The following is a 19088-nucleotide window of genomic DNA, read 5'->3' as shown; positions in this document are numbered from 1 at the left end:
CCGATGTTACTTGCCGCCAGGCTTGCGGTCGCGAACCGATTCCGGCCCGAGCGGATGCTTGGCGTGTGGATAGGGGTGATGGTGGTGATCATGCCCGTGATCATGCGCATGTGAATGATCATGATCGTGATCGTGGTCGTGATCGTGATCGTGATGATGGTGCCCGTGGTCCAGTCGGCAGGCACCGGTGCAGAAATGGTCACATAGCGGACAATCCTCGACATTGCTGCCCGGCGCCGATACACCCTGGCCTTCAACATGATGGTGATGGCTTTCCTGAGCGAGACCAACCTCGTTCTCAAAGCCAAGAACCTGCGCACGATATTTGCACAATGCGCAGTTCATGTTGTTGTCGCCGTCGAGAATTTCACGAACCCGGTCGGCAAAGGTCGCAATCACCTTTGGATGGTCGTTGAGATAGCCGGCCTTTACGAATTCGATGTCCGGATGCGCCGCCGCCACCTCGTCTGTGAAGCCGTAGATCCGGTCAATCAGGATTCCGGAAAACAGGAAATAGGGAAACACCACGATCCGCTTGAAACCAAGCTTCACGACATTTTCGAGACATGGCTGCACAAGGGGAAATGTCACCCCGGAATAGCCAACTTCGGCCCAGCCAAATCCCATGCCCTCCCACAGCATTCGTGAAATCTTCGAGATGTTCGAATTGGCGTCGGGATCGGATGCGCCGCGACCGATAACCACCAGACAGGTGTCAGCCCGGTCAACAACACCATGTTCGGCGTCCGCAGCCGCAATCGCATCGCCGACACGGTCGCCGGCTGCCTGCAGCATCTGCAAATCGACCGCCAGTTCGCGGCCATACTGGATGGTAATACCATGTTCGGCGGCATAGGTGTTCAACACCGAGGGAATGTCGTTTTTCGCATGTCCGGCAGCAAACAGCATTCCCGGCACCGCCAGAACATGGTTCACACCCTGCTCGCGAAGCCGGTCAAGACCAGTCTTGATGACCGGGGTTGCGAATTCAAGATATCCGTATTCGACCGGCCAGTCCGGAAACAGGGGGGCCAGCTTTTCTGCCAGAACGGCAAATTCCGTCACCGCCGATTTGGACCGCGACCCGTGTCCACAGATCATCACACCATACGTCTTTGGACTTGCGTCATGCATCTGCCGGCTCTCCTTCAGGCTCCGCGATATCATTGCTGTCTGCTGTATCGTCTTCATCCTCGGCGACCGTCGCGCGCCCTTTGGCGGCAAGCACGGCAGCCATCGCCGCGGCAGCCATGCCAAGCGCAACGCCGACCAGATGACCATGACCCGCGACCTCGCCAACATGCCCCACATGCGCAAAAGCTGTCTGCATGCCGCCCAGAAGGATTACAACACAGGCCGAAGCAGCGCTTGTCATTTGGCTTTTGTCAGGAAGAATCATCGTTTCACCTCGGGTCCACAAGCTTTTCGGAGGGGCAAAACGACCGGCAAACGCAAGCTGCACATCACACAAGCGTCCACCTTCGGGTCCGAGGCCCGGAATTGACGCCCTGCATGGGTCCGCCGCACCGGGGTCGTTTTCATCTTGTCGCCAAGTCCACCGACCTTGCATTGATATTACAGCGCCAGTGCAAAAACAATTGCACCAATGCGACCAAAGTTGAATTATGGCGCCAATGTTCGATCCCCTTCCTCTCCTGACATTCAGCCTTGCGGCACTTGGCTTTCGTGCTGCCATCCTGCTGGTCGCAATGGCGCTTGACTGGCTGATTGGCGAACCGGAGCTGTTGTGGCGGCATCTTCCACATCCGGTGGTTATCATGGGGCGTGGCATTTCCTGGTTCGAACGGCGCTGGAACAGGCGCACCGGCATGACCGGACATGGCCGCCGGAGGCGCGGTAGCATCGCCATGGGTCTGCTGACATTTGCGGCGGTGGGGCTTGGCATTCTGCTGTCATTCGGGGGTGCGATCCTGGCCGTGGTCATTCTGGCGATCATGCTTGCCGCACGATCGCTCGATGATCATATCCGTGCCGTTGCAGACGCGCTGGCCGATGACATAGACCCGGCGCGCCAGGCTGTAGGCATGATTGTCGGTCGCGACACAAGCTCGCTGAACGAAGCCGAAATCGCCCGTGCCGCCATCGAAACAGGCGCTGAAAACCTGTCAGACGGCGTGTTTGCGCCTGCCTTGTGGTTTCTTGTCGCCGGACTGCCGGGGTTGTTTGTCTACAAGCTGGCAAACACTGCCGACAGCATGATTGGATACCGCAATGCCCGCCATCTCGCCTTTGGCTTCGTCGCCGCCAGATTTGATGATCTGCTGAATATCGTGCCGGCGCGGCTGACAGCCGTACTTATTTGCCTTGCGGCAGCACTTCGTGGTCGTGGCAGGGCGGCACTGACAACGATGCTGAAAGACGGCCGGTATCACGCCTCGCCAAATGCCGGCTGGCCGGAAGCGGCCATGGCCGGCGCGCTGGATGTGTGGCTTGCCGGGCCACGTCGCTATGGCAACCGGGTGCGGCAGGCCCGCATTTTCAACGAAGGCGGCGCCGAGGCGGACGGCAACGCAATCCTGCAGTCACTTCATCTGCTGATCGCGGCGCAAATCCTGTTCGCCATGCTGACGCTGGCACTTGCCGTGGCCCTCTAGAGCCCGGCGATCCTGCCAAAGGCTTCAAGATCGAGATGTGCCGCCATATGCGCGGCAAGATCGTCAAGCACGGTATCGACACGTCCGGCGAAATCAACCTCACCAAAGCCGCCAACCCGACCCCGACGACCTGCCAGCCTGCCAAGAAAGGCGCGCCGGAACCCGTCATCGGCAAAAATACCGTGAACATAGGTGCCGATCACAAGCCCATCTTCCGACACCGCCCCATCGCCACGACCATCGATATCCAGGAGTGGACGGGCGCAGTCCGCACCATCAGTACGACCCATATGAATTTCATAGCCCGTCACCGCGGCATCGAACAATGGGGCGCGGGCTGCGACGCGGGCCAGCGTCTTGTCCGCAGCCAGCACAGTGTCCACCGCCAGATGACCAAGACCGGCGGTGGCACCGACAGCCCCCTCTACCCCATGCGGATCATCCACAGTACGGCCAAGCATCTGATACCCGCCGCACAACCCCATCACCATACCGCCCCGCCGCAGATGCGCTGCAATGTCGGTATCCCATCCCTGTTCACGAAGAAATGCCAGATCGGCAATGGTCGATTTCGACCCCGGCAACAGGACCATGTCACAATCGCCGGGAATCACCTCTCCCGCCTCGACAAGGGTCAGCCGCACATCCGCCTCGCCGGCCAGCGGATCAAGGTCATCGAAATTGGCAATCCGCCGCAGCACCGGCACCGCGATATGCACCGGCGCGTCTTTGCGTACCTCGCCGGCCTTGCTGGCAATGTCGAGAATGTCTTCGGCAGGCAGGAAACGGGCCGGCGCAAACCACGGCAGAATACCGAGGCCCGCCCAGCCAGTCGCCTCTTCAATCATCGTCATGCCATCGGCGAACAGCGAGGTGTCACCGCGAAACTTGTTGATCAGAAAACCACGGATCAGCGCCCGGTCTGCCGGATCAAGAACAGCGCCCGTGCCGACAAGGCTGGCGATCACACCGCCCCGATCAATATCACCGACAATCACCACCGGGATGTCGGCTGCAGCGGCAAAACCCATATTGGCGATGTCACCAGCCCGCAGATTGACTTCCGCCGGGCTTCCCGCACCTTCGACGATCACCAGATCGGCATCGCTGGCAATCCTGCCAAAACTGTCCAGCACACGCGGCAGCAGTTCGGCCTTGTGCGTGCCATATTCACGGGCCCGCATGCTGCCAAAACGCTGTCCCTGCACAATTACCTGAGAGCCTGTTTCGGTTTCGGGCTTCAGCAGCACAGGGTTCATGTGGACGCTTGTCGGCGTCCTGCAGGCAAGCGCCTGCATGGCCTGCGCCCGGCCGATCTCGCCCCCGTCTGAAGTCACGGCGGCGTTGTTCGACATGTTCTGCGGCTTGAAGGGGCGAACCGACAGACCGGCATTGGCAAAATGACGACACAGGCCGGCCACAAGCACCGACTTTCCAACATTCGAGCCGGCACCCTGAATCATAATGGCTGGTGGCATGGAAGAAGACCTCATGATTCCGGGCTGATGGTCCTGAAAGGGATCAGAATTCGACGCCGATCTGGGCCTTGATCCCGGATCTGAAGGGATGTTTGACAAGGCTCATCTCGGTCACGAGGTCAGCAGCGTCAATCAGCGCATCGGTGGCATTGCGGCCTGTCAGCACGACATGCGTCATTTCCGGCTTTTCGTTGCGCAGAAAATCCATAACAGCGTCAAGATCGATATAGCCATAGCGAAGCGCGATATTGATCTCGTCCAGAAGCACCATGTGATACCGCGGATCGCGGATCATCTGCTTGGCCTTCTCCCAGGCGGCGCTGGCAGCGGCAATGTCACGTTCACGGTCCTGTGTTTCCCAGGTAAACCCCTCGCCCATTGTGTGAAAATCGCACAGCTCGGCAAAATGGCCGGTGATCAGATTGCGCTCACCGGTATCCATCCCCCCCTTGATGAACTGAACAACCCCGCAAGGCAGACCATGCGCAATACAGCGGAAAATCATCCCGAAAGCAGCCGATGATTTGCCTTTTCCCTTACCGGTATGAACGATGATCAGGCCCTTTTCCTCGGTCTTTGTCGCCATGATCTTGTCACGCGCCTGTTTCTTGCGTGCCATTTTGCTGTTGTGGCGCTGGGAATCAGACGGCTGGCTATCATCATTCGGGGCGGTCATTTCTGGGTCTCCTCGGTGCGGGGGCGAAGCCGGTCAAGATCAGATTGCACGCTGTTTCGACGTGGTGTCCATAGGCCACGTTGAATCGCCTCGTCAAACCTGTCCAGCATATCGTGATAGGCATCTTCATTCGACGATGACAGGAAGTCCCGCACCCTGTCATCCTCGATATAGGCTTCGTACAGGGCGCTGAAATGATGCTCGGCGACCTGTCGTGTGGTCGCCGCAAAGGCAAACAGATAATCCACCGTTGCCACGATTTCGAACGCCCCGCGATAGCCATGACGCATCGCCCCGGCGATCCATTTCGGGTTGCTGGCGCGGCCCCGCACAACACGTCCGATCTCTTCGGACAAGGTACGGATAACCGGCCTTTCGGCTAGCGAATGATCGTTGTGATAGACCGGCACATCGCGTCCTGACAGCTGCGATATCGCCGCCGACAGGCCACCGGCGAACTGATAATAATCATCGCTGTCCAGGATATCATGTTCACGATTGTCCTGGTTGTGCAGCACCGCGTCAGAGGCAGCAAGACGTGTTTCCAGCACCTCGCGGGCCGAGATGCCGTCGCTGTTCTCGCCATAGGCATAGCCGGACCAGACAAGAAACGCCTCGGCAAAATCGGCGCGATCCTGCCACAGCTTCTCGTCAATCAGGGCCTGAAGTCCAGCTCCATACGCCCCCGGCATGGCGCTGAATATCCGCAGGGTGCTTCGCCGTGCCGCCGCATCAGCTTCCAGTCCCTGTGACCGATAGCGGGCATCATCGCGGCGTGCCGCCGCCGCAAGCGGGTTCATATCGTCAGGCTCGTCAAGGGCGGCAACGGCTCTTACCGCCCGGTCAAACAGCGTCATCTGGGCTGGAAAGGCGTCGCGGAAGAAACCGGAACAGCGAAGGCAGACATCGACCCGGGGGCGGTCAAGACTTTCCAGAGGCATGATTTCAAAGCCGGTGACACGGCGCGAGGCGGCGTCCCAGCTTGGCCGCACCCCCATCAACGCCAATGCCTGCGCCAGATCATCACCGCCCGTACGCATATTCGAGGTGCCCCAGGCCGACAACACCACGGCACGCGGCCAGTTGCCATGATCCATCAGATGCCGGTCCAAAAGCGCCTCTGCCGACGCCCAGCCAAGCCGCCAGGCCACCGGGGTCGGCAGCGCGCGACTGTCGATGGAAAAGAAATTGCGCCCGGTTGGCAGGACCTCAGGCCGACCCCGGGTTGGTGCCCCGGAAGAACCGGCCGGCACAAACCTGCCGTCAAGGGCGCGAAGCAGGCCATCCGTCTCGCGCGGGCCACAGGCGCCAAGACGCGCCCGGATGTCGACAAGCGCGCTGTCAATGATCGCCGCACTTGCCGGGCCGGGCGGCATTTGCGACCCCGCCACCAGCGCCAGCGCCAGCAAGTCAAGCCGTTCAACCGTGTCACCCTGGCTCCGCCACGGGGCGTCCGAGACCCCGTCAAGACAGGCCGGCCGCGGCCCGGCCCAGGCAACACCACGGTCAGATGTCAGCGGATCGAATACGTCAACATCACCAAGCCCGAGATCGCGCGCCAGCGCCCGTACCAGCGACGCATTGGCCCCATCACCATCACCGCGGGGGGTGCGCAGGATCTGCACAAGCAGCCCGTTAGAAAGATCTTCATCAGGCGTCTGTCCATAGACATGCAGCCCGTCACGAATCTGCAACTCCTTGAGATCACATAGATAATTGTCAAGCTTCAATAGCTGCTCGGCTGGATCATCGGCCTCGTCGATGCCGCAGTCCTGTGCGATCCCCGCCCGCAGGGCGGTGTCGAGAATGTCACCAAGCAGAGCGTCGGATCGGGCCCGGTCCATGCCGGCGGCCTCGAAATATTCATCCATCTGCGATTCCAACTCGGCCATCACACCATGACTGTCAGCCTGCGTCATTGGCGGGGTCAGATGATCGAGTATCACCGCAGCGGTCCGGCGCTTGGCCTGCGCGCCCTCGCCAGGGTCATTGACAATAAAGGGGTAGAGATGCGGCATCGGCCCCAGCACAGCTTCGGGAAAACACGCCTCACTCAGCGCCAGCGCCTTGCCGGGAAGCCATTCGAGGTTTCCGTGCTTGCCAAAATGCACCACGGCGTGAACGCCGCCCACTTCACGAAGCCAGATATAGAGTGCGAGGTAGTTATGCGGCGGCACCAGATCCGGCGAATGATAGGTCGACTTCGGATCGATATTGTACCCGCGTGCGGGCTGAATGCCGACAAGGACATGACCATAGCGGCGAAGTGGCAGATGCAGCCTGTCACCATCACACATCGGATCGGTTGACACCGCCCCCCAGCACGCCGTTACCGCATCCTGCACACCGACCGGCAAAAAGTTGAAATACCGGGTATAATCTTCAACGGTCAGGCTGACATCCGAGACCCGACCCTGCCATCCGGAATTGGTCGGCCCGGCCTTCAGCTGCGCGATCAGTTCTGCGCTGTTTTCAGGCCCACCCTGCAGGACATAGCCCGCATCGCCAAGCACCTGCATGGCGTTGAAGACACTTGCCGGTGTATCGAGTCCAACGCCATTGGCAATCCGTCCATCACGGTTCGGATAATTTGCCATGATCAGGGCAACCTTGCGATCGGCTGTCCCTGTCCGGCGAAGCTGCGCCCAGTTTGCCGCCAGTCGCGCGACGAAAGCCGCCCGTTCGGGAACAGCCTCATAGGCGGTGGTCATCGCATGCGTGACAGGATGGCGCGTCGGTGGCTGCTTGAAGCCGACAGCGCGCGTCAGAACGCGACCGTCAAGTTCCGGCAGCGCCACATTCATTGCAAGATCGCGAGGTGTCAAACCAGCGCTGGAACCCTGCCAGTCATCTTTCAGGCTGGCTGACAACACCAGCTGCAGAACCGGCGCATCCACCGCCCCGAAAGGGCCCGCCGATTGCATTCCCGGCATTGCGTCATCCCCGGCCAGCGGGTCTGAAACAGCAAAGCTGGTCATATTCAAAATGACATCCGCCTGCGCCTGGCGCAGCAGGTCGGCAAGCACAGCCGCTGATTCTGCATCCTTCAGGCTGGCCGAAAACAGCGGCAGGGGATTCATCCCGGCGTCGACACAGGCATTGATCGCCGCATCAACAGGCGCGAGGTCGGCTGCCTGCATCAGGGCGCGATAAAAGACTATGGCCGCAACAGGCGCCCCGGCCCGCCAGTCCGCCCGCAAGACACCCAGATCGGGTGTGCGGCTTCCTGGCCAATAGATGCCGGCGCGAAGCAGCGGCAGTGGCGGCGGGGCGGTTTCGGTCCCGTCACACAGATCGCGAAGCGCCAGAAGAAAGGCACGCGCATTGTCAGGGCCACCGGAATCAAGATAGGCGGCCAGCGCGTGACACTGGTCTGGCGACACACTGGACAGGTAATCCAGCTCGGGATCCGGCTTGCCATCGCCAGCAAGGAAGACAAGCCGTGGCCCGCCCCTGTCCGCCAACGCGCGCAACTGCTGCACGCCATAGGACCAATAGCCCGTGCCACCGAGAAGACGCACGACGACCAGCCTGGCACCGCTGACAGTGTTTGCCAGATAGGTGTCGACCGAGAACGGGTGAGACAGGCTGAGATAGTTGGCGATCCTGATTGAAGGAGTGTCAGGGTCTGCAGCAAATTGCGACGCGGCGGCGGATAACAGGCTTACCTCGGTATCAGCCGAGGTCAGACAGATGATATCGCCCGGCGGCTGATCGAGATCGACTGCCTCGCCAGAGTCATAGAGCGCCCCGCCATCTTCAACCCTGGGAAGATGCATCTTCGTCGATCAAACTGCCACCAAGACGCGCCGCAATGCGTTCCGCATCCAGTCCAGCCATGCCAATGACAACAAGCCTGCCGGAAACAGCATCCCGGTCACGGGCAAAATAGCCGTCAACACGTCTGCCGACCGCCTGCACCACATAGGGCAGCGCCTTGCCACTGACCGCAACACGCCCCTTGGCCCGCAAGATGCCGAATTCCGCGGCAAGCGCGGCAATGGTTTGCTGAAACACATCAACATCGTCAATTTCTGCAAGCGCGATGATACGCGAGGAAAATTCATCATGGCCATGCTCGTGATGATGATGGTGATCATCGTCATGGTCGTCATCATCATGGTGGTGGTGGTGGTGATGCGAATGCTGCGAGCGGGCATGTGCCTGCTCTTCCATGCCAAGGCCGAGAATGGCGTCCATCGGAGCCGCCCCGCCCGCAACAGGAATGATCGGCGTTGGGGCTTCGAGCTGGTCTTCAACCGCACCACGCGCACGCGCCATGCCAGCCTCATCGAGCAGATCCGCCTTTGACAGCACAATCAGGTTGGCAGCGCCTATCTGATCGGCGAACAACTCGTCAATCGGGCTTTCATGGTCCAGCTCCTCGTCGGCGGCGCGTTGTGCTTCCAGCGCATCAAGGTCATGTGCGACACCGCCCTCTGCCAGCGCCGGCCCGTCAACAAGCGTCACCACCCCGTCGAGCATGACCTGTGACTTGATGTCCGGCCAGTTGAAGGCCTGGACAAGCGGTTGCGGCAGGGCAAGGCCGGATGTCTCGATAATAATGTGGTCGGGCGGCGGTGTCTGGGCCAGCAATTGCTGGATGCTTGGCAGGAAATCATCGGCCACTGTGCAGCAGATACAGCCATTGGCAAGTTCGATGATGTCATCAGCACCACAGCTTTCCGCGCCGCAATCCTCGAGCATCGCACCATCCATGCCGATATCACCGAATTCATTGACGATCAGCGCCAGCCGACGGCCATTGGCCTGGGTGATGATATGGCGGATCAGTGTTGTCTTGCCGGACCCAAGGAACCCGGTGATCACGGTTGCGGGGATACGGGGTGATGCCATCGTTTGAACCTTTCGCGCCTGATGCGCCTTCATAAGCCGTATGCACGGACCCGGAAATGCAAAAAGGCAGAGCCATGCGACCCTGCCCCTGCAAAAGCCGCCGCCCGGAACCGGCGGCACCTTTGTTACATCGCGGGGAAAACCACCGCTTCAACAATTTCCACCATATAGGAGACGCCAACACCGGCAATGGCCGCCCCGGCCAGCCGCGGCTGCAAAGCACCGGCATCAAGTGACTTCCAGATCCTGTTGACCAGCATCGCAACGCCGATGGCAATGGCCATCTGGATCATCCCGAAACCAGCGAGATAGGCAACAATCGGCGTTGCCTCGGCACCGACAATGGTGGCGCCATAGGCCCAGCCGTGAAACAGACCCACCAGCGCGGCAATGCCACCGGCAACCCGCAGATCGGTTGCCCGCCCACGCATCGCCACAACGCCGCCGGCGATGACCGAGCCTGTGATGACGATCTCGGCGAACGGCAGTGTCACAGCGGCAAGTGTCAGCATTGCCCCGGCAAGCGTGCCAGCCACAAAAGCCACCGGCATCAGCACGAAATTGCGATGGAAGGCAGCTATCAGGCCAACCGCGATCACAAAGGCAAGATGATCAAGCCCGATGACCGGATGGCCAAGCCCGGACAGAAGCCCTTCGGTCATACTGTTCGGTGTCATGCCACCCAGCGGATGGTGTGCCATCGCGGCGGTGCCGGTTGTCAGGATCATAGCTGCTGCCAGCGCAAAGAACTTCGTCATTGGGCGTCCCCCATAAGAACCATTGCCTGACCATCAGGACGGTTCGGTTTCATGGCGGGGATGGTGTCGCGGGCAACATAACAAAGGCTCGCTTCACGGCATTCCCCGGCCGTTGCTTTCCAGCTTTGAAGGCAGGTCTCCTGGCTCGTGGTCATGGCCCGTCCGCCTTCCCGGAGGAAGTTCCCCCAGTGGCATGATGACGGGCGACCAGCATACAGTCGCGGGGACGGCCATGGCTTTGGGCAGTCATTTTTCACCCGTACCATATTCCCTCATTAAGGCATGGGGCTTTGCCCCACAGCCACCTTCAACGCTGCATGATATTGGTCTGATTCTGCGGCATCCTGTCAACCAATTGCGTCATGCAATGGTCAGGTGCCGCCATACGTCCAACGCGGTCCCGACCGTGGCGAGGCTCCGCACCGCATGTTTTGCCTCGCGCCTCTTCACAATGGATGCGATTATACCCACCTGCCAGATCAGGACCACATTCCAGAACTGGCCGGCTTTGAGGGTATGAGCATGTCGCATTATTTCATCACGGGTGCCAGTTCCGGCATTGGCGCCGCCCTTGCCGGGAAATGCCTGGCGGCAGGCAACAAGGTCACTGCCGTGGCACGCCGTGCCGATAGGCTGGCCGCCCTTGGAGACGGGCAACAGAATTTTCATGGCGTTGTGTGCGATGTCACCGACGCCAATGCGCTGGCACAGGTGATTACCGACGCTGTCTCGACGCAGGGCCCAATAGATTGCGCCATTCTCAATGCCGGAATCTATGAGCCCCAAGACACGACAATCATTGATCCGGCTATCTATGCCAGGCACATGGATGTCAATTATATGGGTGTTGTCAATGCGTTGCCTGAACTTATCGACCATATGCTTGCACAAGGCCGGGGACAGCTTGCGCTGGTGTCATCGGTTGCCGGATGGCGCGGACTGCCGCGTGCCGCCGCCTATGGACCAACCAAGGCCGCACTGATTTCCCTCGCCGAATCCATGACTTTTGATCTTGCGCCACGCGGCATTGACATCAAAGTCATCTGCCCCGGCTTTGTCGACACCGAATCCACCGCGGTGAACGACTATGAAATGCCGGGCCTGATCAGCGCCGACACAGCAGCAGACGAGATACTTGCCGGCCTGAAGACCAACCGGTTCATGATCAGCTTTCCGCGCAAATTCGCCCGCAGCATGAATATGCTGCGCTGGCTTCCGGACCGGACCTTTTTCCGCCTTGTCGGGGCACGAACCGGTTTTCCGCAGAAATAGGCCCCATCGTGACAGACGATATCATCACCCGCTATGCGAATGCCTTTGCCGCCCTCACCCCGGAAACAATGGACGCGCTTCTGGCCACCACATCGCCAGATATCCGGTTCACCGACCCGTTCAATGACGTGACCGGCCAGGCTGCCTTTCGGCGCATTTTCCAGCACATGTTCGAGACCTGCGACGCGCCACGGTTCCACATTATCGACATTGCCCACGGCACCCAGAGTGATGAACAGCGCGCCTATCTTCGCTGGCGGATGAGCGGGCGCATCAAGAGCTGGCCGCATACAAACCTTGATTTCGAAGGCATGAGCGAAGTTCATGTTGGAAAGGACGGGCTGATCTCGACACATATAGACCACTGGGACAGCGCAAGCCAGCTATTGGCCCGCCTGCCGATGATCGGTGCGCTGATGCGTCCGATATTACGGCTTTTCAAGGTCAGGACGGATGAAAGCTGAGAAGCACCTCGCCAAGGCGGAACCCGGCCTTTGACACGGTGGCCCTGTTCACCAGGATGTCACCGGCCTGCAGGACCATAACGTCATCAAACCCCACGGTGACCTTGCGCCCATACATTGCCAGCCGGAACCTGTAGCGCCAGCTGAGCATATTTGCCGTACACAGCCCACGCGCCACACCGACAACATCGGCGCAGCGTCCCTCATAACGACCGCCGCCAAGTGCCGTCACCTCCCAGCGCCGCTGTTCGGTTTCGCCATCGTCATAGAGAAATGATTCGTCCAGAACAAAGCCGCTGTCCGTTTGCCGGCCGGCAACGGCCACCTCGAACTGGCGACGAATGGTGCCAAACCGGTCGACAAACACACCATAGGCATCGAGACGGCGTGCGAAATATCGTTCCGGTTCGAATGCCGGAATGGTCAGCTGGCTTGCCATGCCCGGTTCCTAGCGATGCATGTAGACAAGATGTTTAACATCAATCATGCCAGCGCGAAATCCACCCTCACAATAGGACAGATACAGTTCCCACATGCGTTTGAACCTGTTGTCGAACTTGCCTCTGGCAAGCTGCGGCCACGCCTCCTGGAACCGCGAGCGCCATTCTGCAAGCGTACGGGCATAATCCTGACCAAAGCCGGTTTCATCGACCAGCCTCAGGCCGGCCTCGGCGACAGGTCGCTCCAGTCGCGGCATTGACGGCAGCATGCCGCCAGGGAAGATGTAACGCTGGATGAAATCGGGGTCGCGCCGATATTCTTCAAAGGCCGTCTCTTCGATGGTAATGGCCTGCAGAGCTGCCCGGCCTCCGGGTTTCAGCAACGACGAGACAGCATTGAAATAGGTTGGCCAATAGGCCTGACCAACAGCTTCGAACATCTCGATTGAAACAATCTTGTCGAATGTGCCATTCAGATCACGATAGTCGATCAGCTGCACATCGCCGCGCCCGGCAAGACCAGCATCGGCAAGTCGTTTTTTTGCGAAATCATGCTGTTCACGTGAAATGGTGATGCCAGTGACCTTGGCGCCACGTTCCGCGATTGCGTATGCGGCGAAACCACCCCATCCACATCCGATTTCAAGCACATGATCGCCCGGCTGGATATCGGCAAGATCAGCAAGACGCCGGTATTTGTTGGCCTGCGCCGTCGCCAGATCATCCGTGTCGTGATCATACATGGCAGATGAATAGGTCATCGTTTGATCAAGCCATGCGGCATAGAATTCATTGCCGAGATCATAATGATAGGCGATGTTCTTGGCCGCGCCGGATTTGCTGTTTCGTCGCATGCCATGAAACAGACGCAGGCCGATGCGGCGCCAGATACTGGCCGACATCTGCTGGGTGAGCATGGCGTCATGCATCACCGCCAGTTCAATCAATTCAGCCATGCCCGGGCTGTCGATGTCACCATCCATGACGGCTTCGCAGAACCCCATCTTGCCATCTGCAATGATCTGCGAGACGGCCTCCAGCCGCAGGATCGTCATCTCGGCTGCCGGACCGGGCTCCACCCCGACAAACTCGTGACGTGTGCCATCCGGAAGGGTGACAGCAAGGCGGCCATATTGGAGCCGCGAGAACAAGGTAAGTAGCAGGTCGAGTTTTCGTCGATCAAAGAAACCTGTCATCATATCCCCTCATTTCCCACCAACATTCCTGGCACGCGACCACGGACCCGGCGGTTCCGGCCGCCGGTAAAAACGAACACGTTTCCACCACAGGCGTACCGCCTCGACATGGATCGAGATCAGCGGCCTCATCGGCCATTGGCCAGTTGTCACAAGTGCCTTAAACACCTCTAAATTAGTAAGCTGTTCCCGTTCACCGCGCAACGTTGCCGTCAGGCGGGGTTTGCCAGCATCGGTATAGCGCATCAGCACCTGAACCGCAGACGTGTCTGCCGGCGCAGCGAACCGCAGCCGGTAGTCTCCGCTGACTGGGAAAAAGGGCGAGACATGAAAGATCTTTTCAGCCTCGAGAATGGCCTGCCCTTGGTCGACGCGGCCAATATAGGCATGCATGTCGCCAAAAGTGTTGCGGACCTCGTAAATATACATCACGTCACGATCCGCGCTGTCCCGAAGCACATAGATCGACACTGGATTGAACGCCATCCCCATGATCCGCGGAAAGGTCAGCAGATGAACGCTGGCGATCTCCTGATCGGGGCAGATATGCCGCGCCTGTTCGCGGGCATAGTCCGCCAGCGGCGTTATGCTGCCGGGACGCCGAAAATTGGGTCCATAATCGGACTGTCGAAATGACAGCAGATTGAACCTGTCGACGGAAAAACAGCAGGATTGGCGATCAGCCTCGGCAAGCCTGTCGAGATCAATCCATATGGACAGACCCTTGCGTGACAGGAAGTGCGATGGCGTGCCATGGCGCGTGTGATCAATTCTGGATCGCACGAGCTGGCAAGCTGTCATCACGCAATCTCGCGGGTCTCGGCGATGACGGGACGCTGCCACGCGGTGACCTCGGTGCGCCAGGGCACATCGAATCCCAATGTCCGGGTAATGGCGATGGCCGATTTCAGACCGTCTTCATGAAACCCGTGGCCTGTCCAGGCGCCGGCAAAGAACAGATTGTCGGTTCCCTGGATTTCGGCAAGACGCCTCTGCGAGGCAACAGCCCGCTCGTCAAAGACCGGATGCGCATAACTGTAACTGCCATGAACAAGAGCCCGGTCAGGTTCACGATGCGGATTCAACGTCTCGAACAACGGGTAAGCGGCGTCAATGGATTGCAGACGGTTCATCCAGTAGGTCAGGCACAGCGAGGTATCGACACCCTCGCCACCAATATAGTTCCAGGCCCCCCAGGCACGGCGACGGCGGGGCATCAGGCTTGCATCGGAATGCAGGACAGCCCTGTTGGGCTGGAAGCGGAAGCCGGAAAGAATCTCCTGCTCTGCCGGTGTCGGATCGGAAATCAATGCCAACGACTGGTCGGCATGCGCCGCCATCACAACCTTGTCGAACCAGACATCACCCTCGCCGGCAATTGTCAGGATCACGCCACCCTGTGCCCGTCGCACACCGGTGATATGGGTGTTCAGATGGATGCGACCACCAGCCGTACCGCCAAGTGAAGCGGCGATACGGTTTACATATTCGCGTGATCCGCCCTGCACGGTGCGCCATTGCGGACGATCGATGAAATTCAGCAGCTTGTGATTTTCCATGAACTGCAGCAGCGAACGGATCGGATAATCCATCATCATCTGCGCGGAACAGGACCAGATGGCAGCCCCCATCGGCAGCAGATGATCCTCGATAAAGGCCTTGCCATAGCCCTCACGATGCAGAAACCCGGCCAGTGTTTCATCCGCCGGGCCGGAAAAAGCGCGTGCATATCCGGTGCGGTAGAACTTTGTCAGGTCAGCCAGCATCGACCAGTAGCGGGGGCGCACCAGATTTGATGGTTGTGACATCAGGCCGGCAAGCGAGCCTTCATATTCACAACCGCCATCGCGGAGCGACACGGCAAAGCTCATGTCACTGTCAATCCACGGCACTGACAGCTGTTCAAACAGCGCAATCAGATTTGGATAGTTCAGTGGGTTGAAGACGATGAACCCGGTGTCGACCGGAACGCGCCTGTCTCCGAAAACCGCTTCCACGGTATGACTGTGCCCGCCAAGTCGATGGTCACATTCAAACAGATGGATATCGGCATTGTGGTTGAGTAAATAAGCGCTTCCAAGGCCGGATATACCCGACCCGATAACTGCAATTCGCATAGCCCTTCCCAGCAACTTGGCTGCTACCCACGGGCACCTGCGGGGTACAGTCAATTCAAAGTCTTGCCTCAGCTATATAGCGACTGCGGTCTGGTTTCAACACTATTGACCCGCATCGGCACCTGAAAACAGATTTCTGCGCAGATGTCGCCCGATGCACCTGATGGGGCATCCCCCCCGATTGCGTTGACGCCGAATGACGGTTATCACCACATCAGACATTATGCGTGTGCCTGCCATCAGGCATCGACACAGCCAAATAGAAAGAGAAACGTGACGTGATTTACAACAGGCTTGGACGAACCGATCTGAATGTCAGCGCACTGTGCCTTGGTTCAATGACATGGGGAACCCAGAACACCACCGCCGAGGGCCATGCCCAGATCGATATGGCGTTGGACCATGGGATCAATTTCATCGACACAGCCGAAATGTATCCGACCACGCCACTGTCCAAGGAAACCCAAGGTGATACCGAGCGAGTCATCGGCGAGTGGGTTGCCTCATCCGGGCGCCGGTCCGATGTGATCATCGCCACCAAGGTTGCTGGAGTGGGGTATATGAATGTCCGCGATGGCGCCCCCATCTCGCCAGCCACGATAACGGCGGCACTGGAATCCTCGCTGCGGTCGCTGAAGACCGATTATGTCGACCTGTACCAGCTTCACTGGCCAAACCGCGGGTCCTACATGTTCCGCCAGAATTGGCAATATGACCCGACAAAACAGGATCGGACCGTCATTCTTGACGAGATGAACGACATCCTGACCTGTCTTGAAGACTTCCGTCAGCAGGGCAAGATTCGTCATGTCGGCCTGTCAAATGAAAGCGCCTGGGGAACCGCGCAGTGGCTTCGCATCGCACAGGAAAATGACCTGCCGCGCATGGCCTCGATCCAGAACGAATACAGTCTTCTGTGCCGGTTGTTCGATACCGATATGGCAGAACTGGCCCATAATGAGGATGTCGGTCTTCTGTCCTTCTCGCCGCTTGCCTGTGGTCTGCTGACCGGCAAGTACAGTGCCGACGGCACGCCACCCAAAGGGTCGCGCAAGGATATCAACGACACGCTTGGCGGACGGATCACACCACGACTGTGGCCGGCCATCGACGCCTATCGGGGCATTGCCGATGATCATGGCCTCGATCTGGGACAGATGGCGCTTGCCTGGTGCCTGCGACGCCCCTTCATGGCATCGGTCATTTTTGGCGCGACAAGCCTTCCGCAGCTCGAAAATTCACTAAAAGCCATCACCCTGGACCTCTCAGACGAAATCATGGCACGCATTGATGAAGCGCATAAGGCGCATCCAATGCCATTCTAGGCCAGCCTCATACCCTTTTCTGAAAGGCATATCATGACAAAGAACAGATATAGCATCGCGGTCATTCCTGGTGACGGGATCGGCAAGGAAGTCGTGCCGGAGGGGTTGCGGGTTCTTGAAACCGTGGCCTCGAAATTCAACATCAACCTGCATTTCGATCATTTCGATTTTTCGAGCTACGACTATTACGCCAAACATGGCGATATGCTGCCCGCGGACTGGAAAACCCAGATCGGCGGTCATGATGCCATTTTCTTTGGCGCGGTCGGCCTGCCCGACAAGATTCCGGACCATATCTCGTTATGGGGGTCACTGCTGAAATTCCGACGTGAGTTCGATCAATATGTAAATCTGCGGCCGGTGCGCCTGCTGCCCGGCGTTCCATCTCCACTTGCCAACCGGGTTCCGGGTGACATCGATTTCTATATCGTTCGCGAAAACACCGAGGGCGAGTATTCCTCGATTGGCGGGCGCATGTTCCCCGATACCGAGCGCGAGGTTGTAATACAGGAAACCGTGATGAGCCGGGTCGGCGTTGACCGTGTTCTGAAATTCGCCTTTGAGCTGGCGCAGAGTCGGCCCAAAAAACATCTGACCTCCGCCACAAAATCGAATGGCATCTCGATCACCATGCCCTATTGGGATGAACGGGTTGAAGCGATGGCCACCAATTATCCGCAGGTAAAGGTCGACAAGTTCCATATCGACATTCTGACCGCACATTTTGTGCAGCATCCGGATTGGTTTGACGTCGTCGTGGCATCCAACCTGTTTGGCGATATCCTGTCCGACCTTGGCCCGGCCTGTACCGGAACCATCGGGGTTGCACCATCGGCCAACATCAACCCGACAGGAGACTTTCCATCCCTGTTCGAGCCTGTCCACGGATCGGCACCCGATATCGCCGGCCAAGGCATCGCCAACCCGGTTGGTCAGATCTGGACAGCGGCAATGATGCTTGAACATCTGGGCTTCACGGACGCGGCAACGGCGATCACCGATGCCATCGACACGGCGCTTTCGGACCCGGCGCTGAGAACACGCGATCTTGGAGGCACCGCCACGACGCAAAGCTGTGGCAAGGCGATTGCCGAGATCATCGACGGATGAACATGGGATTCACGCTGGACCAGAGACTTGCCGACAGCTCTGACCTTGTCTCGCGCGTCGGCGATATTCAGGTCAGGCTCGCCGATGATTCGCACTATCCATGGTTGATACTGGTGCCCGAACTGGACAATGTCGTCGAACTTCACGACCTCAGCGATGATCAGCGCAACCGGCTGTTCGACCTCGCTTCGCACCTTGGAAACTGGATGAAGACCACCTTTTCGGCCGACAAGATCAATGTCGCCACACTTGGCAATCTGGTGCCGCAGCTTCATCTCCATGTTGTGGCACGACAAAATGGCGATCCGGCATGGCCCGGTCCGATCTGGGGTCATGCCAGCCCGACCCCCAGAACAGAGCCGAACAGACAGGAACTGATCGCCGCCGTGGCGGGGTATCTTGAGACATGTGAGATCTGATGACGCTTGTATATAAAATCTGCGATTCCACCCTATGGAATGACGCGGTGGCAAAGGGCGTCTTTGTCGGCGCTGGAATAGACCTTGAAGACGGCTTCATTCACTTTTCGACAGCCGCACAGGTCGCCGAAACGGCAAGGCGGCACTTTCTTCACCGCACCGGCCTTGTTCTCGTGGCGATTGACACAGCGGGGCTGGATATCGTGTGGGAGCCATCGCGTGGCGGCGATCTTTTTCCGCATCTCTATACAGACATGCCTGTTGGCCATGCGGTATCTGTGATGCCGCTGACCTGTGATGACGATGGCGTGCCACAACCCGAAGGTGGGTTCTCCAGCCTCTGAGCAGCCTGTTGCGGCGC

The 19088-nt window shown here is 58.9% G+C and carries 18 protein-coding genes and 1 riboswitch; of the genes, 7 read left to right on the top strand and 11 right to left on the bottom strand.

What is annotated here, in order from left to right; translation table 11 throughout:
• Positions 1-6: 6 nt before the first annotated feature.
• A complete protein-coding gene (locus AB3X55_01700; GenBank protein MEX0502293.1) occupies positions 7-1134 on the bottom strand; it encodes a sirohydrochlorin chelatase in 1128 nt (375 codons plus the stop codon).
• The gene (locus AB3X55_01695) at positions 1127-1375 is read right to left on the bottom strand and encodes a DUF6732 family protein (GenBank protein ID MEX0502292.1); all 249 of its coding nucleotides are present in this window, start codon (positions 1373-1375) and stop codon (positions 1127-1129) included. The genes AB3X55_01700 and AB3X55_01695 overlap by 8 nt, the downstream gene beginning before the upstream one ends.
• 259 nt (positions 1376-1634) lie before the next feature.
• Here AB3X55_01695 and cbiB point away from each other — a divergent pair, with 259 nt between their 5' ends.
• Complete coding sequence (cbiB, locus tag AB3X55_01690) at positions 1635-2615, top strand: adenosylcobinamide-phosphate synthase CbiB (protein ID MEX0502291.1); 981 nt, start codon at positions 1635-1637, stop codon at positions 2613-2615.
• On the opposite strand, the gene AB3X55_01685 is transcribed toward cbiB, so the two are convergent.
• From AB3X55_01685 to AB3X55_01665, 5 genes are all read right to left on the bottom strand, one after another.
• Positions 2612-4093 carry a cobyric acid synthase gene (locus AB3X55_01685; protein ID MEX0502290.1) on the bottom strand — a complete coding sequence of 494 codons (1482 nt, stop codon included), beginning with the start codon at positions 4091-4093 and terminating at the stop codon, positions 2612-2614. The two genes, cbiB and AB3X55_01685, sit on opposite strands and share 4 nt — an antisense overlap.
• A 43-nt stretch (positions 4094-4136) precedes the next feature.
• Positions 4137-4769 carry a cob(I)yrinic acid a,c-diamide adenosyltransferase gene (gene cobO / locus AB3X55_01680; GenBank protein MEX0502289.1) on the bottom strand — a complete coding sequence of 211 codons (633 nt, stop codon included), beginning with the start codon at positions 4767-4769 and terminating at the stop codon, positions 4137-4139.
• Positions 4766-8548, bottom strand: coding sequence for a cobaltochelatase subunit CobN (cobN, locus tag AB3X55_01675; protein MEX0502288.1), 3783 nt, complete (start codon positions 8546-8548; stop codon positions 4766-4768). The genes cobO and cobN overlap by 4 nt, the downstream gene beginning before the upstream one ends.
• A complete protein-coding gene (cobW, locus tag AB3X55_01670; protein ID MEX0502287.1) occupies positions 8529-9626 on the bottom strand; it encodes a cobalamin biosynthesis protein CobW in 1098 nt (365 codons plus the stop codon). Before cobW ends, cobN begins: the two co-directional genes overlap by 20 nt.
• Before the next feature lie 125 nt (positions 9627-9751).
• Positions 9752-10384: a HupE/UreJ family protein gene (locus AB3X55_01665; GenBank protein MEX0502286.1), complete on the bottom strand. Its 633-nt coding sequence runs from the start codon at positions 10382-10384 to the stop codon at positions 9752-9754.
• A 112-nt stretch (positions 10385-10496) separates the two neighbouring features.
• A riboswitch (cobalamin riboswitch) is annotated at positions 10497-10708 on the bottom strand.
• Between the two features lie 198 nt (positions 10709-10906).
• Here AB3X55_01665 and AB3X55_01660 point away from each other — a divergent pair.
• Entirely contained in the window at positions 10907-11656 is a 750-nt protein-coding gene (locus AB3X55_01660; protein MEX0502285.1) for an SDR family NAD(P)-dependent oxidoreductase, read from the top strand.
• 8 nt (positions 11657-11664) lie between these two features.
• A complete protein-coding gene (locus AB3X55_01655) occupies positions 11665-12120 on the top strand; it encodes a nuclear transport factor 2 family protein (protein ID MEX0502284.1) in 456 nt (151 codons plus the stop codon).
• Here AB3X55_01655 and AB3X55_01650 read toward each other — a convergent pair.
• The 4 genes from AB3X55_01650 to AB3X55_01635 are packed head-to-tail and all read right to left on the bottom strand — an operon-like array spanning position 12101 to position 15873.
• Positions 12101-12559: a DUF3833 family protein gene (locus AB3X55_01650; GenBank protein MEX0502283.1), complete on the bottom strand. Its 459-nt coding sequence runs from the start codon at positions 12557-12559 to the stop codon at positions 12101-12103. The genes AB3X55_01655 and AB3X55_01650 overlap by 20 nt on opposite strands.
• A gap of 9 nt (positions 12560-12568) precedes the next feature.
• Complete coding sequence (locus AB3X55_01645; GenBank protein ID MEX0502282.1) at positions 12569-13759, bottom strand: class I SAM-dependent methyltransferase; 1191 nt, start codon at positions 13757-13759, stop codon at positions 12569-12571.
• 6 nt (positions 13760-13765) lie between these two features.
• Positions 13766-14557, bottom strand: a complete 792-nt coding sequence (locus AB3X55_01640) for a DUF1365 domain-containing protein (GenBank protein MEX0502281.1) — start codon at positions 14555-14557, stop codon at positions 13766-13768.
• A complete protein-coding gene (locus tag AB3X55_01635; GenBank protein ID MEX0502280.1) occupies positions 14557-15873 on the bottom strand; it encodes an NAD(P)/FAD-dependent oxidoreductase in 1317 nt (438 codons plus the stop codon). Before AB3X55_01635 ends, AB3X55_01640 begins: the two co-directional genes overlap by 1 nt.
• Before the next feature lie 278 nt (positions 15874-16151).
• Between AB3X55_01635 and AB3X55_01630 the strand changes: the two genes are divergently transcribed.
• The 4 genes from AB3X55_01630 to AB3X55_01615 are packed head-to-tail and all read left to right on the top strand — an operon-like array spanning position 16152 to position 19071.
• Entirely contained in the window at positions 16152-17198 is a 1047-nt protein-coding gene (locus tag AB3X55_01630) for an aldo/keto reductase (GenBank protein ID MEX0502279.1), read from the top strand.
• Between the two features lie 33 nt (positions 17199-17231).
• On the top strand, positions 17232-18308 hold the full coding sequence (locus AB3X55_01625; protein ID MEX0502278.1) for a tartrate dehydrogenase: 1077 nt from the start codon (positions 17232-17234) through the stop codon (positions 18306-18308).
• Positions 18305-18727 (top strand): HIT family protein, encoded by a 423-nt coding sequence (locus AB3X55_01620; protein MEX0502277.1) that lies wholly within the window; start codon positions 18305-18307, stop codon positions 18725-18727. The genes AB3X55_01625 and AB3X55_01620 overlap by 4 nt, the downstream gene beginning before the upstream one ends.
• Complete coding sequence (locus AB3X55_01615) at positions 18727-19071, top strand: DUF952 domain-containing protein (GenBank protein ID MEX0502276.1); 345 nt, start codon at positions 18727-18729, stop codon at positions 19069-19071. Before AB3X55_01620 ends, AB3X55_01615 begins: the two co-directional genes overlap by 1 nt.
• Positions 19072-19088: the final 17 nt, after the last annotated feature.

Source organism: Alphaproteobacteria bacterium LSUCC0719, from assembly GCA_040839025.1.
In the GTDB taxonomy this organism is placed as follows: Bacteria; Pseudomonadota; Alphaproteobacteria; order Puniceispirillales; family Puniceispirillaceae; genus UBA8309.
Note: the sequence above shows the minus strand (reverse complement) of the source record. Positions and strands in the feature narration are given on the sequence as shown.